Source organism: Pseudomonas sp. MWU13-2105 (assembly GCF_023242315.1).
Classification (GTDB): Bacteria; Pseudomonadota; Gammaproteobacteria; order Pseudomonadales; family Pseudomonadaceae; genus Aquipseudomonas.
In genome coordinates this window covers 18,255-34,564 of sequence record NZ_JALLIY010000029.1, presented here as the reverse complement: position 1 = coordinate 34,564, position 16,310 = coordinate 18,255, and the positions used below count along the sequence as shown (strand labels likewise).

At 60.4% G+C, this 16,310-nt stretch carries 16 protein-coding genes and 1 pseudogene; 11 read left to right on the top strand and 6 right to left on the bottom strand.

Annotated features, from left to right (window positions below; genetic code table 11):
- The first annotated feature begins 14 nt into the window (after positions 1 to 14).
- The 10 genes from accC to M5B96_RS30550 all read left to right on the top strand — a co-directional run bounded on the left by accC (position 15) and on the right by M5B96_RS30550 (position 8,318).
- On the top strand, positions 15 to 1,367 hold the full coding sequence (accC, locus tag M5B96_RS30595; RefSeq protein ID WP_248800717.1) for an acetyl-CoA carboxylase biotin carboxylase subunit: 1,353 nt from the start codon (positions 15 to 17) through the stop codon (positions 1,365 to 1,367).
- The gene (pxpB, locus tag M5B96_RS30590; RefSeq protein ID WP_248800715.1) at positions 1,364 to 2,035 is read left to right on the top strand and encodes a 5-oxoprolinase subunit PxpB; all 672 of its coding nucleotides are present in this window, start codon (positions 1,364 to 1,366) and stop codon (positions 2,033 to 2,035) included. Before accC ends, pxpB begins: the two co-directional genes overlap by 4 nt.
- Positions 2,032 to 3,003 carry a biotin-dependent carboxyltransferase family protein gene (locus M5B96_RS30585; protein WP_248800713.1) on the top strand — a complete coding sequence of 324 codons (972 nt, stop codon included), beginning with the start codon at positions 2,032 to 2,034 and terminating at the stop codon, positions 3,001 to 3,003. Before pxpB ends, M5B96_RS30585 begins: the two co-directional genes overlap by 4 nt.
- A 12-nt stretch (positions 3,004 to 3,015) precedes the next feature.
- Positions 3,016 to 3,420, top strand: a complete 405-nt coding sequence (locus tag M5B96_RS30580; protein ID WP_248800711.1) for a biotin/lipoyl-containing protein — start codon at positions 3,016 to 3,018, stop codon at positions 3,418 to 3,420.
- Between the two features lie 16 nt (positions 3,421 to 3,436).
- The gene (locus M5B96_RS30575) at positions 3,437 to 4,204 is read left to right on the top strand and encodes a LamB/YcsF family protein (RefSeq protein WP_248800709.1); all 768 of its coding nucleotides are present in this window, start codon (positions 3,437 to 3,439) and stop codon (positions 4,202 to 4,204) included.
- A 132-nt stretch (positions 4,205 to 4,336) separates the two neighbouring features.
- A complete protein-coding gene (locus M5B96_RS30570) occupies positions 4,337 to 5,089 on the top strand; it encodes an SDR family oxidoreductase (RefSeq protein ID WP_248800708.1) in 753 nt (250 codons plus the stop codon).
- 134 nt (positions 5,090 to 5,223) lie between these two features.
- Positions 5,224 to 5,925: an amino acid ABC transporter permease gene (locus M5B96_RS30565; protein ID WP_248800707.1), complete on the top strand. Its 702-nt coding sequence runs from the start codon at positions 5,224 to 5,226 to the stop codon at positions 5,923 to 5,925.
- Between the two features lie 6 nt (positions 5,926 to 5,931).
- Positions 5,932 to 6,675, top strand: a complete 744-nt coding sequence (locus M5B96_RS30560) for an amino acid ABC transporter permease (protein ID WP_248800706.1) — start codon at positions 5,932 to 5,934, stop codon at positions 6,673 to 6,675.
- A gap of 23 nt (positions 6,676 to 6,698) precedes the next feature.
- The gene (locus tag M5B96_RS30555) at positions 6,699 to 7,427 is read left to right on the top strand and encodes an amino acid ABC transporter ATP-binding protein (RefSeq protein WP_248800730.1); all 729 of its coding nucleotides are present in this window, start codon (positions 6,699 to 6,701) and stop codon (positions 7,425 to 7,427) included.
- Positions 7,428 to 7,484: 57 nt separating this feature from the next.
- Positions 7,485 to 8,318, top strand: a complete 834-nt coding sequence (locus tag M5B96_RS30550) for an ABC transporter substrate-binding protein (protein ID WP_248800705.1) — start codon at positions 7,485 to 7,487, stop codon at positions 8,316 to 8,318.
- A gap of 84 nt (positions 8,319 to 8,402) precedes the next feature.
- Here the strand turns inward: M5B96_RS30550 and M5B96_RS30545 are convergent.
- The 5 genes and pseudogenes from M5B96_RS30545 to xylA form a co-directional block, all read right to left on the bottom strand.
- Positions 8,403 to 8,630, bottom strand: a pseudogene (locus M5B96_RS30545) (LLM class flavin-dependent oxidoreductase); the annotation flags it as partial.
- 48 nt (positions 8,631 to 8,678) lie between these two features.
- A complete protein-coding gene (locus tag M5B96_RS30540; protein WP_248800704.1) occupies positions 8,679 to 9,815 on the bottom strand; it encodes a sugar ABC transporter permease in 1,137 nt (378 codons plus the stop codon).
- Positions 9,816 to 11,372 (bottom strand): D-xylose ABC transporter ATP-binding protein, encoded by a 1,557-nt coding sequence (gene xylG, locus M5B96_RS30535; protein WP_248800703.1) that lies wholly within the window; start codon positions 11,370 to 11,372, stop codon positions 9,816 to 9,818. It lies immediately after the preceding gene.
- Positions 11,373 to 11,499: 127 nt separating this feature from the next.
- Positions 11,500 to 12,501: a D-xylose ABC transporter substrate-binding protein gene (gene xylF / locus M5B96_RS30530; RefSeq protein ID WP_248800702.1), complete on the bottom strand. Its 1,002-nt coding sequence runs from the start codon at positions 12,499 to 12,501 to the stop codon at positions 11,500 to 11,502.
- 141 nt (positions 12,502 to 12,642) lie between these two features.
- Positions 12,643 to 13,959 carry a xylose isomerase gene (gene xylA / locus M5B96_RS30525; RefSeq protein WP_248800701.1) on the bottom strand — a complete coding sequence of 439 codons (1,317 nt, stop codon included), beginning with the start codon at positions 13,957 to 13,959 and terminating at the stop codon, positions 12,643 to 12,645.
- 153 nt (positions 13,960 to 14,112) lie between these two features.
- Here xylA and M5B96_RS30520 point away from each other — a divergent pair, with 153 nt between their 5' ends.
- Entirely contained in the window at positions 14,113 to 15,300 is a 1,188-nt protein-coding gene (locus M5B96_RS30520) for a XylR family transcriptional regulator (RefSeq protein ID WP_248800699.1), read from the top strand.
- Between the two features lie 32 nt (positions 15,301 to 15,332).
- Here the strand turns inward: M5B96_RS30520 and M5B96_RS30515 are convergent, their stop codons facing one another.
- Positions 15,333 to 16,235 carry a LysR substrate-binding domain-containing protein gene (locus M5B96_RS30515; protein WP_248800697.1) on the bottom strand — a complete coding sequence of 301 codons (903 nt, stop codon included), beginning with the start codon at positions 16,233 to 16,235 and terminating at the stop codon, positions 15,333 to 15,335.
- Between the last annotated feature and the right edge of the window lie 75 nt (positions 16,236 to 16,310).

The window sequence follows — 16,310 nt, the reverse complement described above, 5'->3', positions numbered from 1 at the left end:
TTCAGGTGAAATCAATGTTCGACAAAGTGCTGATCGCCAATCGTGGCGAAATCGCCCTGCGTATTCAGCGTGCCTGCCATGGCCTGGGGTTGCAGACCGTTGTCGTGCACTCCGAGGCTGATCGCCACGCACACTATGTGCAAAACGCTGATCAGGCCTTGTGCATCGGACCCGCGTCACCCGGCCTGAGTTATCTGAACCAGACCGCGCTGCTGTTCGCCGCCAAGCTCAGCGGCGCGCAGGCGATCCACCCGGGTTATGGTTTTCTCTCGGAGAACGCCGGATTTGCCGAACGCATCGAAGCGGCCGGCTTGACCTTTATCGGCCCGAGCGCGGCGTGCATTCGCACCATGGGTGACAAGGTTGCCGCCAAACGTGCGATGCGTGAAGCCGGCGTGCCCTGTGTGCCCGGGCCGGATTCGGTGATGCCCGCAGACGATGAAGGCATCCGGGCCATCGCGAGTGAAATTGGCTATCCGGTCATCGTCAAGGCCGCTGGCGGTGGCGGTGGCCGCGGCATGCGGGTGGTGAACGAGGAGGGTGAACTGCTGGATGCTATCGCGCTGACCCGTGAAGAGGCGCGGTTGGCTTTCGGCAATCCGGAGCTCTACATCGAGAAGTTTCTCGGTCATCCACGGCATGTCGAAATCCAGGTGTTATGCGATGCCCATGGCCACGCGATCTGGCTGGGTTGCCGGGATTGCTCCTTGCAACGTCGGCATCAGAAAGTCCTGGAAGAAGCGCCAGCGCCGGGAATCGCCCCGGAACTGATTGCCAAGGTCGGCGCACGCTGCGCGGCGGCTTGCCGGCAGATCGGTTATCGCGGTGTCGGGACCTTCGAGTTTCTGTATGAGGACGGCGAGTTCTTCTTCATCGAGATGAACACCCGGCTGCAAGTCGAACATCCGGTGACGGAGATGACCACCGGCATCGATATTGTCCAGCAGCAATTGCGCATGGCCCGAGGCGAAGTGCTGGAGCTACGCCAGCAGGACGTGCAGCTCAACGGGCACTCACTGGAATGCCGGATCAACGCCGAGGACCCGATCACGTTTATGCCGACGCCGGGGCTGATTCAGCGCTGGGAAGTCCCCGGTGGCTTTGGCGTGCGGGTCGACTCCCACGTCACCACCGGCTATCGCGTACCGCCTTATTACGACTCGTTGGTGGCCAAGGTCATCACCCACGGTGCCACCCGCAATGAGGCGATGGCCCGTATGCGCCTGGCCCTGAGTGAGCTGTACGTGGAAGGCATCTCGACCAATATCCCCTTGCACCGCGACATTCTCGACGACCCGGCATTCTGCGCCGGTGGCGTGGACATTCATCACCTGGAGCGCTGGCTGCAACAACGGAGTCCGACATGAGTACTGCATCTGTATCGCAGCGTCCACACATCAGTCTGCTGGGCTCCACGGCCTTGTTGTTCGAAGCCCCGGGCGCGCTGGATCTGGAGCCGCAACAACGCATTTGGAGCTTGGCCTTGCAGGCCGGGCAGTGGGCCGAAATACACGAAGCGGTCCCGGGCATGAACAACTTGATGTTGACCTTCAGCAAACCGCCGCGCGACCTCAATGGGTTGTGCGAGCGATTGCTTGAGGCCTGGGAGGCCAGTCAGCCGTTGCCGCTCGAAGGACGCATCGTTGAATTGCCGGTGGTCTACGGCGGCGAATTCGGTCCGCACATCAATGATGTGGTGGCGCACACCGGGCTGGACATCGACACCATCGCCAACCTGCATTGCGAGCCGCTGTATCCGGTGTATGCCTTGGGCAGCCATCCCGGTTACTGCTACCTCGGCGGCATGGATCCGCGCCTGGCCACGCCACGACGGCAGGTGCCGGTGATCAGTATTGCCGCAGGCTCGGTGTCGATTGGCGGTGTGCAGACCGGTGTCTCCGCATCGGCCGGTCCCAGTGGCTGGAACACCATCGGTCGCACCGAAATGTCATTTTTTGACCCGACCCAAAACCCTCCGGCCATGCTGCGGCCGGGCGATATGTTGCGCTTGCGCATCGAGAGGATCATTCGATGATCGAGATTTTATCGGCTACCGCCCTGGCCACCGTGCAGGATTTCGGCCGCTTCGGCAGCCTCGGTTTCGGGGTAGGAACCTCCGGCGCGATGGACCATTTGGCGCTGGCACTGGGTAACCTGTTGTTGGGCAATCCTGAGGATGCGGCGGCAGTCGAGATTCCCCTGTTTCCCTTCGACGTGCGGTTTGTTCAGGACTGTGCATTCGCGGTGACCGGGGCGGCCGGTGACGCAGCCCTCGACGGTCAGCCATTGCCGCCATTCTGGGTGGCGCAGGCCCGGGAAGGCCAGGTGCTGAGCCTCGGCTACCCGACCTCCGGCAGTCGCGCCTACTTGTGCCTGGCCGGTGGTGTCGACGTGCCGTCGGTGCTCGGTTCGCGCAGTACGCAGTTACGCGGTGAGTTCGGTGGCTTGCAAGGACGGGCCTTGCAACAGGGCGACCGGATTGCAGCGCTGCGTCCAGGCGTGAGTGCGCTGCCAACGGATTTCGGCGTCTTGTCGCCGAGCCAGGCGATGCCATTGCAACGCGACGGGTTGCCGGCGATGCGCGTACTGCCGGCGGCGGAATACGCTTGCTTTCTGGAGGAATCCCGTGCGGCGTTTTGGGCTGGCGAGTGGAAGGTCACGACCCAGAGCAATCGTTACGGCTACCGGCTCGAAGGCGCGCCGATCTTGCCCAAGGCACCCATGGAAGTCCGCTCCCACGGCATCGTCCCCGGTGTGATCCAGGTGCCCCACGGCGGCCAGCCGATCATCCAGATGCGCGACGCACAACCGAGTGGCGGTTATCCGAAATTCGGCACAGTGATCGAGGCCGACCTGTGGCGCCTGGGTCAGGCACCGATCGGCAGCAAGGTGCGGTTTATCAAGTGCAGCTACACCGAAGCCGTCGCGGCCCTGGAAGACAATCAGCGCTATCTCGCGGAGGTCAGTCGCTTGGTCGACCTTCACGGGCTGGCCTCGCGTTAAGGACATTCAACCATGACAAATCAGGAAATCCGCCAGTTGGCGGTGTGGCTCAGGGAGAACCAACTGGCTGGCGCGGAAATCCGTCGTCCGGGGCTGCATCTGCTGCTCAAACGCAGTGTCGACGAAGTCGTCGCACCGGTTCAGATCACGGCACCGGAGGCTGTGAAGGCGCCGGATGAGCTGCTATTGAAAACCCCGGGCCTGGGTCGGTTGCTGCTGACGCACCCGCAACAGAATGTGGTGCTGGCATCGGTCGGCAGCCAAGTGGCGCAAGGGCAACTGGTAGCGTTGCTGCAAGTCGGCGATCTGCTGTTACCGGTCCGCAGCCAGACATCTGGACGGGTTGCGGCGGTGCTGGTGCCTTGTGGCACAACAGTGGGTTATGGCCAGGCGTTCATGCGCCTGGACGCGGCATGACGAGTGAGGGCAAGTGATGAAAATCGATTTGAATGCTGATCTGGGCGAGGGCTTCGGCCCGTGGCGCATGGGCGAGGATGAAGCGTTGATGAGCCTTATCTCATCGGCAAACGTGGCGTGCGGTTTCCATGCCGGTGATCCGCTGATCATGGACAACACCGTGCGCCTGGCCAAGGCCGGAGGCATCGATCTGGGCGCCCACGTGGGCTTTCCCGACTTGATGGGCTTCGGTCGGCGGCAGATGAACATCGAACTCAAGGAACTGGCGACCTACGTGGTTTATCAACTCGGAGCCCTGGCAGGGATGGCGGCGGTCAATGGCCACCGTATGACCCACATGAGCTTTCACGGCGCGCTGGGCAACATGGTCGCGGCCGATTCAGCGCTGGCTGAGCCCTTGGTGTGTGCGGTGGCTGCGTTCGATCCGACACTGATTATCAGCTCATCGAGCAGTCGGGCCATTGAACACGCCGCTGAAAAGTGTGGGTTGCGGGTCGCCACGACGTTTCTTGCCGACCGCGCCTACGACGATGACTGCCTGTTGGTGCCACGCAAGGTGCCGGGCTCGGTGATCAAGGAGCCGGCAGCCGTCCTGCAGCGGGTCCGGCAGTTGCTGGAGAAGGGCACCGTGACCAGTCTCAACGGCAAACACCTCGCCGTGTCGGCGCACTCGATCCTGTTACATGGCGACACGCCTGGCGCCGTGGAACTGGCCCGCACCATCCGTCGAGAAATCGAGCTGGCGGGCGGTTGTATCACACCGATTTCGCAGCTCTTGGCGTAACGGTTGCACGGTCATAAGCAGGGCTTATTGCCACACAGTCATTCCGTCTTGGTCCACGGCTTCAGGGCTGGATAGAGTCGAAGTCATCGCGATCACCCGGGTGATCCGTACAGGTAATACGAGGACAGATACATGCCATTTTCAGATTACAAAACCGCGCTGGTGACCGGTGCTTCTTCCGGGATTGGTGCCGCTGTCGTCGAGCGTCTGTGTCAGGAAGGCGTGCAGGTGCATGCCTTGGCCCGTAGTGCCGACAAGCTGCAGGACCTGGCCGCTAAAACCGGCTGTATCGCTCATGCCATCGATGTCACCGACCTGGCCGGGCTGACGCGTTTGTTCGAAATGCAGCAGTTCGACATTCTGGTGAACAACGCCGGCGTCGACAAACCTGGTTCCATTCTCAAGGCTGATGCTGAAGGCATCGACTTGCTGATCGACGTCAATCTGCGCGCGGTGTTGCACCTGGCACGCCTGGCGTTGCCGGGGATGGTAGAGCGCGATTGCGGCCACATCATCAACATCAGTTCGATTGCCGCGGCGTATAACTTCGGCGGCAACTCTACGTACCACGCGACCAAAGCCGCAGTGAGCATGCTATCGCGGCAATTGCGCATCGATGCCTTCGGCAAACGGGTTCGGGTCACCGAAATTTGTCCGGGCCGAGTGGCCACCGATATCTTCGCCCACGTCCACGGTGACTCCGAAGAGACCTACAAGCGCTTTGTCGAAGGTTTCGAGTTGCCTCAGGCCAAAGACATCGCCGATGCCATTGCGTTTGCCATTGCCGCTCCGATTGCGGTCAACGTCGGGCACATGGAAATCACCCCGACCCTGCAAGTGCCTGGCGGCCTTTCCACCGCCCGTCCACAGGATTACCCGGGCTAGGTTTTATTTTTGCTATAGGCGCCGCATAAGAACGGATTGATCCGTCATCGCGATTATTCACGTCACGGCTCGCCTGGCGTCTTTTTCCGCATTCTTCGTTTCTGCCGCTAGCCCAATGCCGATGGGGATTGACCATGAAGCATGACTTCGATTTGGCCGCGGTTCTGCAAGGCGAATATGCCGAGCTGATCGTCAAGGGCATCGAAATAACTCTACAGCTGGCGCTGTTCGCCTGGCTGCTGGCAATGGCCCTGGCGCTGTTGCTGGTGACCGTACGCCTGACCGGCAGCAAGCTCGCTGATCGTCTGGTGGCGGGTTACGTGTCCTACCATCGCAACGTGCCGACGCTGGTGCAGTTGATGCTCTGGTACTTCGGCGTGCCGACCTTGCTTGGCGAGTCCACGCAGCTGTGGCTGGCGAACTACAACACCGAATACCTGTTCTCGGTGATTGCCTTGGGACTTTGCCAGGCCGCGTATTTCTGTGAGGACATCCGCAGCGGCCTGCGTGCCATTCCAACCGGGCAGACCGAAGCGTCCCGGGCGCTGGGGTTGGGGTATGTGCGTTCCATGCGTTACGTAATCCTGCCGCAAGGTGTGCGTAACTGCTTGCCATCGCTGATCAACCACACGGTGCTGTTGTTCAAGAACACCAGCCTGGCCATGGCCATCGGTGTGCTGGAGCTGACCTACGCCACCCGTGAAGTCGAGAACTATACCTTTCGCACGTTCGAGTCATACCTGGTTGCCACGGTGTTTTACCTGGTCTTTTCACTGCTGCTGATGGGGCTCGGCGCGCTGTTGGCGCGACGCTTCAACAAAGCGCTGGCGAGGTAGATGACTATGTTCGATCTTTTTTCGATTGTGCAGCACAACTGGACCTTGTTTCTCATCGGTCAGTATCCGCACGGCCCTTTGGGCGGTCTGGCGAATACTTTGATCCTGGCGGCGCTGGCATTGTTGCTGGCATTCCCTTTCGGACTGCTGCTGGCTTTGGCCAGGGTTTCTCCCTGGACGGGGCTCCGTTGGGCGGCGACAGTCTGGGTGTATGTGTTGCGGGGTATTCCGCTGCTGATGGTGATTTTCTGGACTTATTTTCTGGTGCCGTTGCTGATCGGTCATAACATCACCGGGTTTGTCACGATGCTTTGCACCCTGGTGATTTACCAGAGCGCCTACCTGGGCGAAATCATCCGCGGCGGCATCCAGGCTTTGCCCGCGGGTCAGTACGAAGCCTCTCGAGCGCTGGGCCTCGGTTACCTGCGCACGACGATTTGGGTGATCTTGCCGCAAGCGTTATACAACGCGCTGCCCAGCCTGATCAGCCAGTTCATCTCGATCATCAAGGAAACCTCGCTGGGCTATGTGATCAATGTCCAGGAAGTGACCTTCGCCGCCAACCAGGTCAACAACCAATTGCTGACCAAGCCGTTCCAGGTGTTTTGCATCCTGGCGATCATCTACTACCTGCTCTGTTTTGGCCTGACCCGCATGGCCGGTCGGGTGGAGCGCCGTATTGCGCGCAAGCGTCTGGGTAACGGCGGTCCGGCCGTGGCCGCGGCCCCCTTGCGAGCTATCGATAATTGAAGAGGGTTGCGCCCATGCGTCCAATGATCATGTTTTCGAACATCAATAAATGGTACGGCGAGTATCACGCGCTGACCGACATCACCGCCGAGGTGAAACCTGGCGAAGTGGTGGTGCTGTGCGGTCCGTCCGGCTCAGGGAAGTCGACGTTGATTCGCACGGTCAATCGTCTGGAAGACATCCAGGAAGGTCAGATCCTGTTCGACGGCCAGGACGTGCACGGCACTGACGCGCACATCAATCGGCTGCGCAGCCGTGTGGGTTTTGTGTTCCAGAGTTTCAACCTTTTTCCGCACCTGTCGGTGCTGGAAAACATCACCCTGGCACCCAGTAAGATCCGCAACCTGAAAGGCTCGGCGGCGAAGCAACAGGCTATTCAATTGCTTGATCGGGTAGGACTGGCCCACAAGGCCGCTGCCTATCCGGCGCAGTTGTCCGGGGGGCAGCAGCAGCGGGTGGCGATCGCCCGGGCGCTGGCGATGGAGCCGCCGGTGATGCTGTTCGATGAACCGACCAGCGCGCTTGATCCGGAGATGGTCGGTGAAGTGCTGAATGTCATGAAAGGATTGGCCAAGGATGGGATGACCATGATGTGCGTGACTCACGAGATGAATTTCGCCCGTGAAGTCGCTGACACCATCTGGTTTATGGACGCGGGTCAGATTCTGGAAAAGAGCACGCCCGAGAGTTTCTTCAGTCAGCCCGGGCACCCGCGAGCACAACGATTTATCGCCGATCTGCGCGCCCATTGAGTCGCCGCGTTTTTGCGTGTTCTGCCATCCGACTTTCCCAATCCCAGGAGTTTTTCCATGCGTATGAAGCATCTGTTTGTCACGCTGGCGTTAGGTCCTTTGGCTGTTGCGGTAGCGCAAGCCGATCAATTGAGCGACATCATGGGCAAAAAATCACTGAGCTGTGGGGTGTACGCCGACGTACCACCGTTCTCTGCTCCGGATCCGAAAACCCGCGAGTTGGTAGGGATGGACGTCGATTTGTGCAAGGCCCTGGCCAAGACCCTGGGCGTTGAGCTGGAGCTCAAGCCGCTGTCCGTCGAGGCACGGATTTCTGAGGTGAAAATGGGCCGCGTCGATGTGATCTTCGCCAACCTGGCGTACACCAAGACCCGCGCCGAACAGATCCAGTTCAGCGATCCGTACTACATCGCCAAGGAAACCCTGGTGGTGCGCGCGGTCAACGCGGATCAACCGAAAAGTTTCTTCAAGGACAAGCGCATCAGTTCCACCAAAGGCTCGACATCCGAGCAGTCGATCCGCATGGCTGGCGCCACACCAGTGACGTTCCAGGACACCGGCTCGGCCTACATGGCTTTGCAGCAGAACAAGGTTGTGGGCCTGGTGACCAACACCATGACGGCCTTGAAACTGGTCAGCCAGGCCAAGGCAAGTGGTGTCGAACTGGCCCTGGCCAAGGAGCCGATGGCGCTCGAACCGATTGGAGCCGGCATGCGCCGGGATGAACCGGCATTTCTGGCCAAGGTCAATGCGTCACTGATGGCCATGGAGACAGCGGGGGAGATCGATGCTATCTGGAACCGCTGGATCGGTCCGAACACCGACTACAAAATGGTCCGTGAGGACAAGGTGCAGAACCTCAGTCAGCTGAAATTCGAGCCCTTGCCTTAAACCTTCACCGGCTGTGTCCGGATGCCCGTTCAGCGCTCCCGCGACGGGCATTTTTACGGGTGATTTCAAAGAGCTTACGACGCTTCAAAAACGAAATGAGGCTTCATAAGCCGAGTCGGGCAAATGACTGCCGCCATCTTCCCTAAGCCTGGAGCGGAAGGTTCCGCTGTGTGGCTGGGTCCTGTAGAGGCCACGGCGTTGCAACTCAGCAATGATCAACTCCACGAAATCTTCCAGTGAGCCGGGACTGATCAATGGATTGATCATGTAGCCGCTGGTGCCGGAGATGCATGCGTGGTAGCCGATGCTGTCTTCTTCGGTAGTGAGGAGAGCGGCCTTGAAGTCAGGGGCCGCATAGGATCAGCGTCGCCCGCTCCTGGTACTCACGTCCACCCACACGGCCAGCACCAGGATGCTGCCTTTGACAATCATCTGCCAGTAGCTGTCGACGTCGAGCATGGACATGCCGTTGTCCAGGCTGGTGATGACCAGCGCGCCGAGGAGGGCGCCATAAACGGTGCCCGAGCCACCGCGCATGGAGGTGCCGCCGATGAAGCAGGCAGCGATGGCGTCCAGTTCGCCCATGTTCCCGGCCGAAGGTGAACCCGCGGCCAGGCGCGCGGTGTTGACCACCCCGGCGAGCGCGCACATCAGGCCCATGATGCCGAAGATCCACAGCTTGACTGCCTGTACGTTGATCCCGGACAGGCGCGTGGCTTCCATGTTGCTGCCCACCGAGTAGATACGGCGCCCGAACACGGTCTGGCTGGTGATGTAGCTGAACACGCCCAGCAGAATCAGCAGAAGCAGCACCGGAACCGGGATACCGTCGTAGCTGTTCAGGGTCTGGACGAACCCGGCCAGCACCGCGCCGATCAATACCACGCGTAATCCGTCACGAACCAGTGAGTGTGCCGCCAGGCCATGGAGGGCACGATTGCGGCGTTGTTTCCAGGTCAGGAAAAGTGTCAAGGCGAACAGCAGTACGCCAAGACCGGCCCCGACGGTGTGTGGCAAATAACCCTGGCCGATGTAGACCAGTGACGGTGATACAGGGGCAATGGTGGTGCCGCCGGTGATCCCCAGCAGGATTCCGCGAAACGCCAGCATGCCGCCCAGCCCGACAATGAAAGACGGAATGCGCAGGTAGGCGGTCATAACCCCGTTTGCCAGGCCGATCATCCATCCGCAGACGGCGACAATGCCCAGATTCGCCAACAGCGGTACGTGATAGATCACGTCGAGAATCGCCGCCAGGCCACCCAGCAGGCCAAGCAATGAGCCCACCGACAAGTCGATCTCGCCGCTGATGATCACCAGCACCATGCCACAGGCGAGAATCCCGGTGATGGACATTTGCCGTAGCAGGTTGGAGAGGTTGCGCGGGGTAAGGAACCCGCCCTCGGTTTGCCAACTGAAGAACAGCCAGATAATCGCCACGGCGATCACCAGTGCGAGCATTTTGTAGCGGGTGAAGAATTGTTTGACCTGATTCATCTACGCGGTTTTCCGATCATTATTGTTATGGTCATCGGGATGGCTGAGTGCGGCGCTGAGCAGCTGTTCCTGGCTCAGCTCGTGGTTGATGAAGTCACCGCGCAACTGGCCTTCGCCGATCACCAGCACACGGTCGGAAACGCCCAGCACTTCAGCCAGTTCCGAAGAAACGATGATGATCGACACGCCTTCGGCCGCCAGCGCGCCCATCAGCTTGTAGATCTCATATTTGGCGCCGACATCCACCCCGCGGGTGGGCTCATCGAGGATCAGCACGCGGGGTTTGGTCAGGAGCATCTTCGCCAGCACGGCTTTTTGCTGGTTGCCGCCGGAGAGGCTGGTGATTGGCAGGAACGGACTCGCGGTCTTGAGGTGCAGGCGCGCGATTTCCCTGTTGATGCAGCCGAGTTCCGCTTCGGCGTCGATGCGGGTCATTTTCGAGTAGTTGTCCAGCACGGCCAGGGTGATGTTCTGGCCGACCCCCAGGTCTGGAATGATGCCCTGGCGCTTGCGGTCTTCAGGGACCATGCACAGGCCGGCGCGGATTGACTTGAGTGGCGTGCGGGTGTCAATCGGCTGGCCGTCCAGCCAGACCTCAGCTTGATAACGACCGGGATAGGCGCCGAACAGCGCCGACACCAGTTCCGTACGCCCGGCACCGACCAGCCCGGCGATGCCGAGGATTTCCCCACGCTTGAGGACGAACGAAATATCGTCGACCCGTTTGCGCTTGGGGTTGTCGACGTCGTAGCAGGTGACGTGGCGCGCCTCGAAAATCACCTCACCGATGTCATGGGGCTCGGTGGGGTAGAGATTGCTCATTTCCCGTCCGACCATCTGGGTGATGATATGCGCAATGTCCATGTCCGCCATGGCGGTAGTAGCGATGTGTTTGCCATCGCGGATGACCGAGATGGTGTCGCACACGGCGGCCACTTCATCCAGCTTGTGGGAGATATAGACGCAGGCCACGCCCTTGGCCTTGAGGTCGCGAATGATGTTCAGCAGCACCTCGATTTCCGAACGGGTCAGGGCCGATGACGGCTCATCGAGGATCAGCAGGCGCGCTTGCTTGTTCAGCGCCTTGGCGATTTCCACCAGTTGCTGGTAGCCACCGCCATACTGTGAAACCGCCAGCGATACGTTCATGTCCGGCACTTTGAGTTCACGCATCAGGGCTTCGGCACGATGGATCATCGCCGGGTAGTTCATGCGCCCGCCGGGCAACGTCAGCTCGTGCCCCATGAAGATGTTTTCGGCCACCGACAGATCGGGGACCAGGGTCAGTTCCTGGTGAATGATGACGATCCCGGCGGCTTCGGTGTCGCTGATGGATTGCGCCCTGAGCGGCTGTCCGTCCCAGAGGATTTCTCCCTCCCAGGTGCCGTAGGGGTAGACCGCCGAGAGGACTTTCATCAGCGTGGATTTGCCGGCGCCATTCTCGCCGCACAGACCCACGCACTCACCAGGCTTGACCTTGATGTCGATGCCATTCAGGGCTTTGACGCCGCCAAAGGTTTTGACGATGCCGTTCATTTGCAGCAGGTAGTCGGACATGGCGAGGTACTCACACGCAACAGGCGGGGCGACAGGGTTGGCCTGCGGAGAGCCCGATGGGACCTGGTTCACTCGGTCCCACGGGGTTGCGCTCAGGCTTCCAATCGAGCTTGTACAGCTCGCTGGGTCACTGTCCGGCAATCTGCGCCTTGGTATAGAACCCGTCCTTTTCCAGCAGGTCGATGTTGGCTTTGGTCAACGGGGTCGGAGTGAGCAGGATGGTGTCGACTTTCTTGCTGCCATTGTCGTATTGCGAGCTGTAGGCGGGTTTCTCGTTACGCGCCAGTTGCACCGAGAGCTTGGCCGCTTCGGAGGCGATCAGTTTCAGTGGCTTGTAGACGGTCATCGTCTGGGTACCATCGATCACCCGCTTGACCGCCGCCAGGTCTGCGTCCTGACCCGAGATCGGCACCTTCCCGGCCATTTGCTGCGCGGCCAGTGCCTGGATGGCGCCCCCGGCGGTGGCGTCGTTGGAGGCGACGATGCCATCGATCTTGTTGTTGTTCCGGGTCAGGGCATTTTCAACAATGCTCAGCGCTTCGGTGGGGTTCCATTCCTTCACCCACTGCTGGCCGACAATCTTGATGTCACCCTTGTCGATGGCCGGTTGCAGCACTTTCATCTGACCTTCGCGCAGGACCTTGGCGTTGTTGTCCGTGGGCGCGCCACCGAGTAAAAAGTAGTTGCCCTTGGGCGCCGCTTGCAACACGCCGTTGGCCTGCATCTCGCCGACCTTTTCGTTATCGAAGGAGATGTAGGCATCTATATCGGCGTTCAGGATCAGTCGGTCATAGGACACCACCTTGATCCCGGCCTTCTTGGCTTCGGCGACGGCGTTGGTCAGTACGGTGGCGTTGAACGGCACGATGACGATCACATCGACGCCACGGGAAATGAGGTTTTCGATCTGCGAAATCTGCTTCTGCTCGTTGGCATCGGCCGACTGCACGAAGACTTTGGCGTCCATTTTTTCCGCCGCCGCGACGAAGTAATCACGGTCTCTTGACCAGCGTTCCAAACGCAGGTCATCGATGGAGAAGCCGATCTTCGGGTGGGCGGCGTCGGCCATGACCGGTAGCGAGAGCAGGGCGAGGGCGCTGGCGAGCAGCGTGCGTTTTAGTGCGTTCATGGTGGTGCGTCCTTTTATTGTTGTTTGAAAGACACTGCCTGGTGATGAATAAGCTGCCGGTGGAACTCTAGAGCGTTGTCGGGCGCCGCGCGCAGGGATTTGTCGTGAGAATGTCACCGCGACGCCAAGGCATACGCGTTGTCAGGGGTAGATAAACCGGTTCACCACACCTTCGAGCATCTCTTGTCGACCGCTGACGGCCTGCGGATTCAGTTCGTTGGCAAAGGCATGCTCGGCCAGTGATCCGAGGCTGAACTGACCGGCCAGCACCGCCTGGCCGAACGGCTGCTGCCAGCCGGCGTAGCGTTGATCCTTGAATTGCTGGAGTTGATCGTTCTGCAGCATGGACGCTGCGCGCTCCAGGGCCAGGGCGAGGACATCCATTGCCGCGACGTGGCCGTGGAACAGATCGACCTCGTCCAGGCTCTGGCGCCGGACCTTGGAGTCGAAGTTGAAGCCGCCATGGATGAAACCACCGGCCTTGAGGATTTCGTAGATGACCAGGGTCATTTCCTCGACGCTGTTGGGGAACTGGTCGGTATCCCAGCCGTTCTGCGGATCGCCGCGATTGGCGTCGATGCTGCCGAAGATGCCCAGCGAGACGGCCGTGGCAATCTCGTGATGGAAGCTGTGCCCGGCCAGGGTCGCGTGGTTGGCCTCGATATTGACCTTGATCTCCTTCTCCAGGCCGAACTGCTGCAGGAAGCCGAAGACCGTGGCGCTGTCGTAATCATATTGGTGTTTGGTCGGCTCCTGCGGCTTGGGCTCGATCAGCAGGTCGCCTTTGAAGCCGATCTTGTGCTTGTGCTCGACCACCATGCGCATGAAGCGGCCCAATTGTTCGCGCTCGCGTTTCAGATCGGTATTGAGCAGGGTTTCGTAACCTTCACGACCGCCCCACAGTACGTAGTTGGCTCCCTTGAGCCGTTGGGTGGCGTTCATGGCGCTGTATACCTGGGCGGCGGCGCAAGCGAATACCTCCGGGTCCGGGTTGCTGGCGGCACCCGCGGCAAAGCGCGGGTGGCTGAAGCAGTTGGCGGTGCCCCACAGCAGCTTGATCCCGGTTTGTTCCTGATGGCGCTCCAGGTGGTCGATCATCTGCGCGAAGTGGTTGCGGTACTCCTTCAGCGAGTTGCCTTCCGGGGCGACATCGGTGTCGTGGAAGCTGTAGTAGTCGATGCCCAGTTTGGAGAAGAACTCGAAGGCCGCTTCGGCCTTGCCGATGGCCAGTTCCATCGGATCCCCGGCATGCTGCCAGGGGCGCTTGAACGTGCCGACACCGAACATATCGGCCCCCGGCCAGACGAAGGTGTGCCAGTAGCAGGCCGCCATGCGCAGGTGTTCGCGCATGGGTTGGCCGAGGACCAGCTTGTTGGCGTCGTAGTGGCGGAAGGCAAGGGGCGAGTCGCTGCTCGGACCTTCGTAGCGAATCTTGTCGACAGCGGGGAAGAATGGCATCGGCAGTTTCCTTGTTGTTCTTGGCGTGTCCCGATACTAGCAACGGCCCAGGGGCTGCTGATTATGAAAATCACCAATGCGCAGTTCGATTTTGAGTATTGAGATTCGTCGTTTGCACGCCTAGTCTGTGCTGATCGGCCCTGGGTAAAAACAATGAAAACCGTCCCCCCCGTCCACCGCATTGCGCTGTTGTTCAACGGCAGCAAGATCTACGATCGCGGCATCATCGGCGGTATCGGCAATTACCTGAGTAGTACACGCGCGTCCTGGGACCTGTTCCTTGAGGAGGATTTCCTCTGTCGCTTGAAAGGGATCGAGCGCTGGCAGGGCGACGGGATCATTGCCGATTTCGATGACCCGCTGATCGGCGAGGCGCTGGCCGGGATCAAGCTGCCGGTCGTGGCGGTGGGCGGCTCTTATCAGGATGAGCGCGCCTATCCGAAAGGCATTCCCTATGTCGCCACCGACAATGACGCATTGATGAAATTGGCTTACGAGCATCTGATCGAGGCCGGTTTGACGCGCTTTGCCTGCTTCAGCCTGCCTGAAGCGCAAGCCAATCGCTGGGCGCAGGAGCGGGAAAAAGCCTTTCGCCGGCTGCTGAAGCGCGATGGTTTGCCTGTCGAGGTCTATCGCGGCATGGGCACCAGCGCGCCGCTCTGGGACAGCGCCGTCGAGCAGCAGATCGCCTGGCTGCAAAGCCTGCCCAAACCCATCGGCATCATCGCTGTCAGTGACGCGCGTGCCCGGCAGTTGCTGCAAGCCTGCCTGACTGCCGGGATCGCCGTGCCGGAGCAGGTGGCGTTGATCGGCATTGACAACGACCCGCTGACCCGCAGCCTGACCAGGGTGCCGCTGAGTTCAGTGATTCAAGGTACCGAAACCATGGGCTGGACCGCCGCGCGCCTGCTCCACCAGATGCTGCACGGCATGCCGTCCACGGGCACGCAGATACTGATAGCCCCTGATGCAATCAACGTGCAGGCCTCAAGTCTGCATCAGCCGTTGGGCAATCCCTACGTCATGCAGGCGCTGCTGTTCATCCGCCAGTATGCCTGCCAGGGCATCAAGACCGCGCAGGTGGCGGGGTACGTGGGGGTATCGCGTTCATCGCTGGAATCGCACTTTCGCAAGGCGCGGGGCTGCAGCGTGCACGACGAGATCCTGCGCTTCAAACTCGCGGCGGCGGCCAACGGCCTGGAAAACACTGATTCGGCGATTGCCGACATCGCCCAGAATTGCGGCTTCAAATCGGCGCAATACCTGCACACGGTGTTCCGCCGTGAGTTCGGCTGTACGCCACGCGAGTATCAGCAGGGCGCCAACGCAGCGATTCATTGAGCGAATAGTTCGAGACGGGGTTCAGTCGGACTTCATACTCCCCATCCCTCCCGGACGGCCTTTCGAATCCCCTCCAGCAACATTGCAAACGCCGGGTTGTCATTGTTCTCGCGCCAGATCAAATGCAGCTCGCTCTGCACGCCTTCGGCCAAATCGATGGTGCGAAATACCACGTTCTTGAACACCACGCTGGTGGCGCAGCGGGGCACCAGGGCCAAGCCCATGCCGGCGTTGACCAGGGCCAGGATGGTCAGTGAGGAGCCAAGCCACTGAACGTATTGCGGGGCGACGCGGGCCGAGCGGAGCATGCCGGTCAGCAGTTCGTTGAAGGGCGGGTAGGCCGCGTGGGAATACATGAGAAAGGGTTGCGCATCGAGGTCCTGGACGGACACGGTTTGCGCGCTGGCCAGTGGGTGATTGCTCGGGACGGCCAACACGAACGGCTCTCGCACCAGGCATTCGCTGGCGTAGCCCGGCTCCAGTAAAGGCGCGCGGACGATGCCCAGATCAATCCGGCGAGCGCGCAGGGCCTCGTGCTGTTGGTAGGTGTTCATCTCCGACAACTCGATTTTGACCTGGGGCTGTTTGAGCCGTGCTTCCGCGATGACCTTGGGCAGGAATTCGTACACCGCACTGCCGACAAAGCTGATATTGACCGAGCCGATATCCCCCGCGGCAAAGCGCCGGGCGCTCACCGCGGCTTGCTGGGCACGCTCCAGCAGGTTCTGGGCTTCGATGAAGAAGGCGCGACCGGCGGCGGTCAGGGCGACGCTGCGGGTGCTGCGGGTGAACAACTCAACGCCCAGATGGTGCTCCAGCAGTTGAATCTGTCGACTGAGGGGGGGCTGGGTCATGTTCAAGCGTTCGGCGGCACGGCGGAAGTTGAGTTCGGTCGCCACGGTGGTGAAACAGCGCAGTTGGGTGAGTTCGAACATTGATCTAATCCAGGTATCAATCGAATGCCAAGTTAGATTAGACGGGATCAATAGCGACGTCCATGATCGGTTGGT

Excerpts from the sequence above, each read along its gene's own strand:
- M5B96_RS30540 (WP_248800704.1), bottom strand. The coding sequence starts at position 9,815 with ATGAATCAGGTCAAACAATTCTTCACCCGCTACAAAATGCTCGCACTG.
- pxpB (WP_248800715.1), top strand. The coding sequence starts at position 1,364 with ATGAGTACTGCATCTGTATCGCAGCGTCCACACATCAGTCTGCTGGGC.
- M5B96_RS30520 (WP_248800699.1), top strand. The coding sequence starts at position 14,113 with ATGAAAACCGTCCCCCCCGTCCACCGCATTGCGCTGTTGTTCAACGGC.
- M5B96_RS30585 (WP_248800713.1), top strand. The coding sequence starts at position 2,032 with ATGATCGAGATTTTATCGGCTACCGCCCTGGCCACCGTGCAGGATTTC.
- M5B96_RS30565 (WP_248800707.1), top strand. The coding sequence starts at position 5,224 with ATGAAGCATGACTTCGATTTGGCCGCGGTTCTGCAAGGCGAATATGCC.
- M5B96_RS30580 (WP_248800711.1), top strand. The coding sequence starts at position 3,016 with ATGACAAATCAGGAAATCCGCCAGTTGGCGGTGTGGCTCAGGGAGAAC.
- xylG (WP_248800703.1), bottom strand. The coding sequence starts at position 11,372 with ATGTCCGACTACCTGCTGCAAATGAACGGCATCGTCAAAACCTTTGGC.
- M5B96_RS30515 (WP_248800697.1), bottom strand. The coding sequence starts at position 16,235 with ATGTTCGAACTCACCCAACTGCGCTGTTTCACCACCGTGGCGACCGAA.
- accC (WP_248800717.1), top strand. The coding sequence starts at position 15 with ATGTTCGACAAAGTGCTGATCGCCAATCGTGGCGAAATCGCCCTGCGT.
- M5B96_RS30575 (WP_248800709.1), top strand. The coding sequence starts at position 3,437 with ATGAAAATCGATTTGAATGCTGATCTGGGCGAGGGCTTCGGCCCGTGG.
- xylF (WP_248800702.1), bottom strand. The coding sequence starts at position 12,501 with ATGAACGCACTAAAACGCACGCTGCTCGCCAGCGCCCTCGCCCTGCTC.
- M5B96_RS30550 (WP_248800705.1), top strand. The coding sequence starts at position 7,485 with ATGCGTATGAAGCATCTGTTTGTCACGCTGGCGTTAGGTCCTTTGGCT.
- M5B96_RS30560 (WP_248800706.1), top strand. The coding sequence starts at position 5,932 with ATGTTCGATCTTTTTTCGATTGTGCAGCACAACTGGACCTTGTTTCTC.
- M5B96_RS30570 (WP_248800708.1), top strand. The coding sequence starts at position 4,337 with ATGCCATTTTCAGATTACAAAACCGCGCTGGTGACCGGTGCTTCTTCC.
- M5B96_RS30555 (WP_248800730.1), top strand. The coding sequence starts at position 6,699 with ATGATCATGTTTTCGAACATCAATAAATGGTACGGCGAGTATCACGCG.
- xylA (WP_248800701.1), bottom strand. The coding sequence starts at position 13,959 with ATGCCATTCTTCCCCGCTGTCGACAAGATTCGCTACGAAGGTCCGAGC.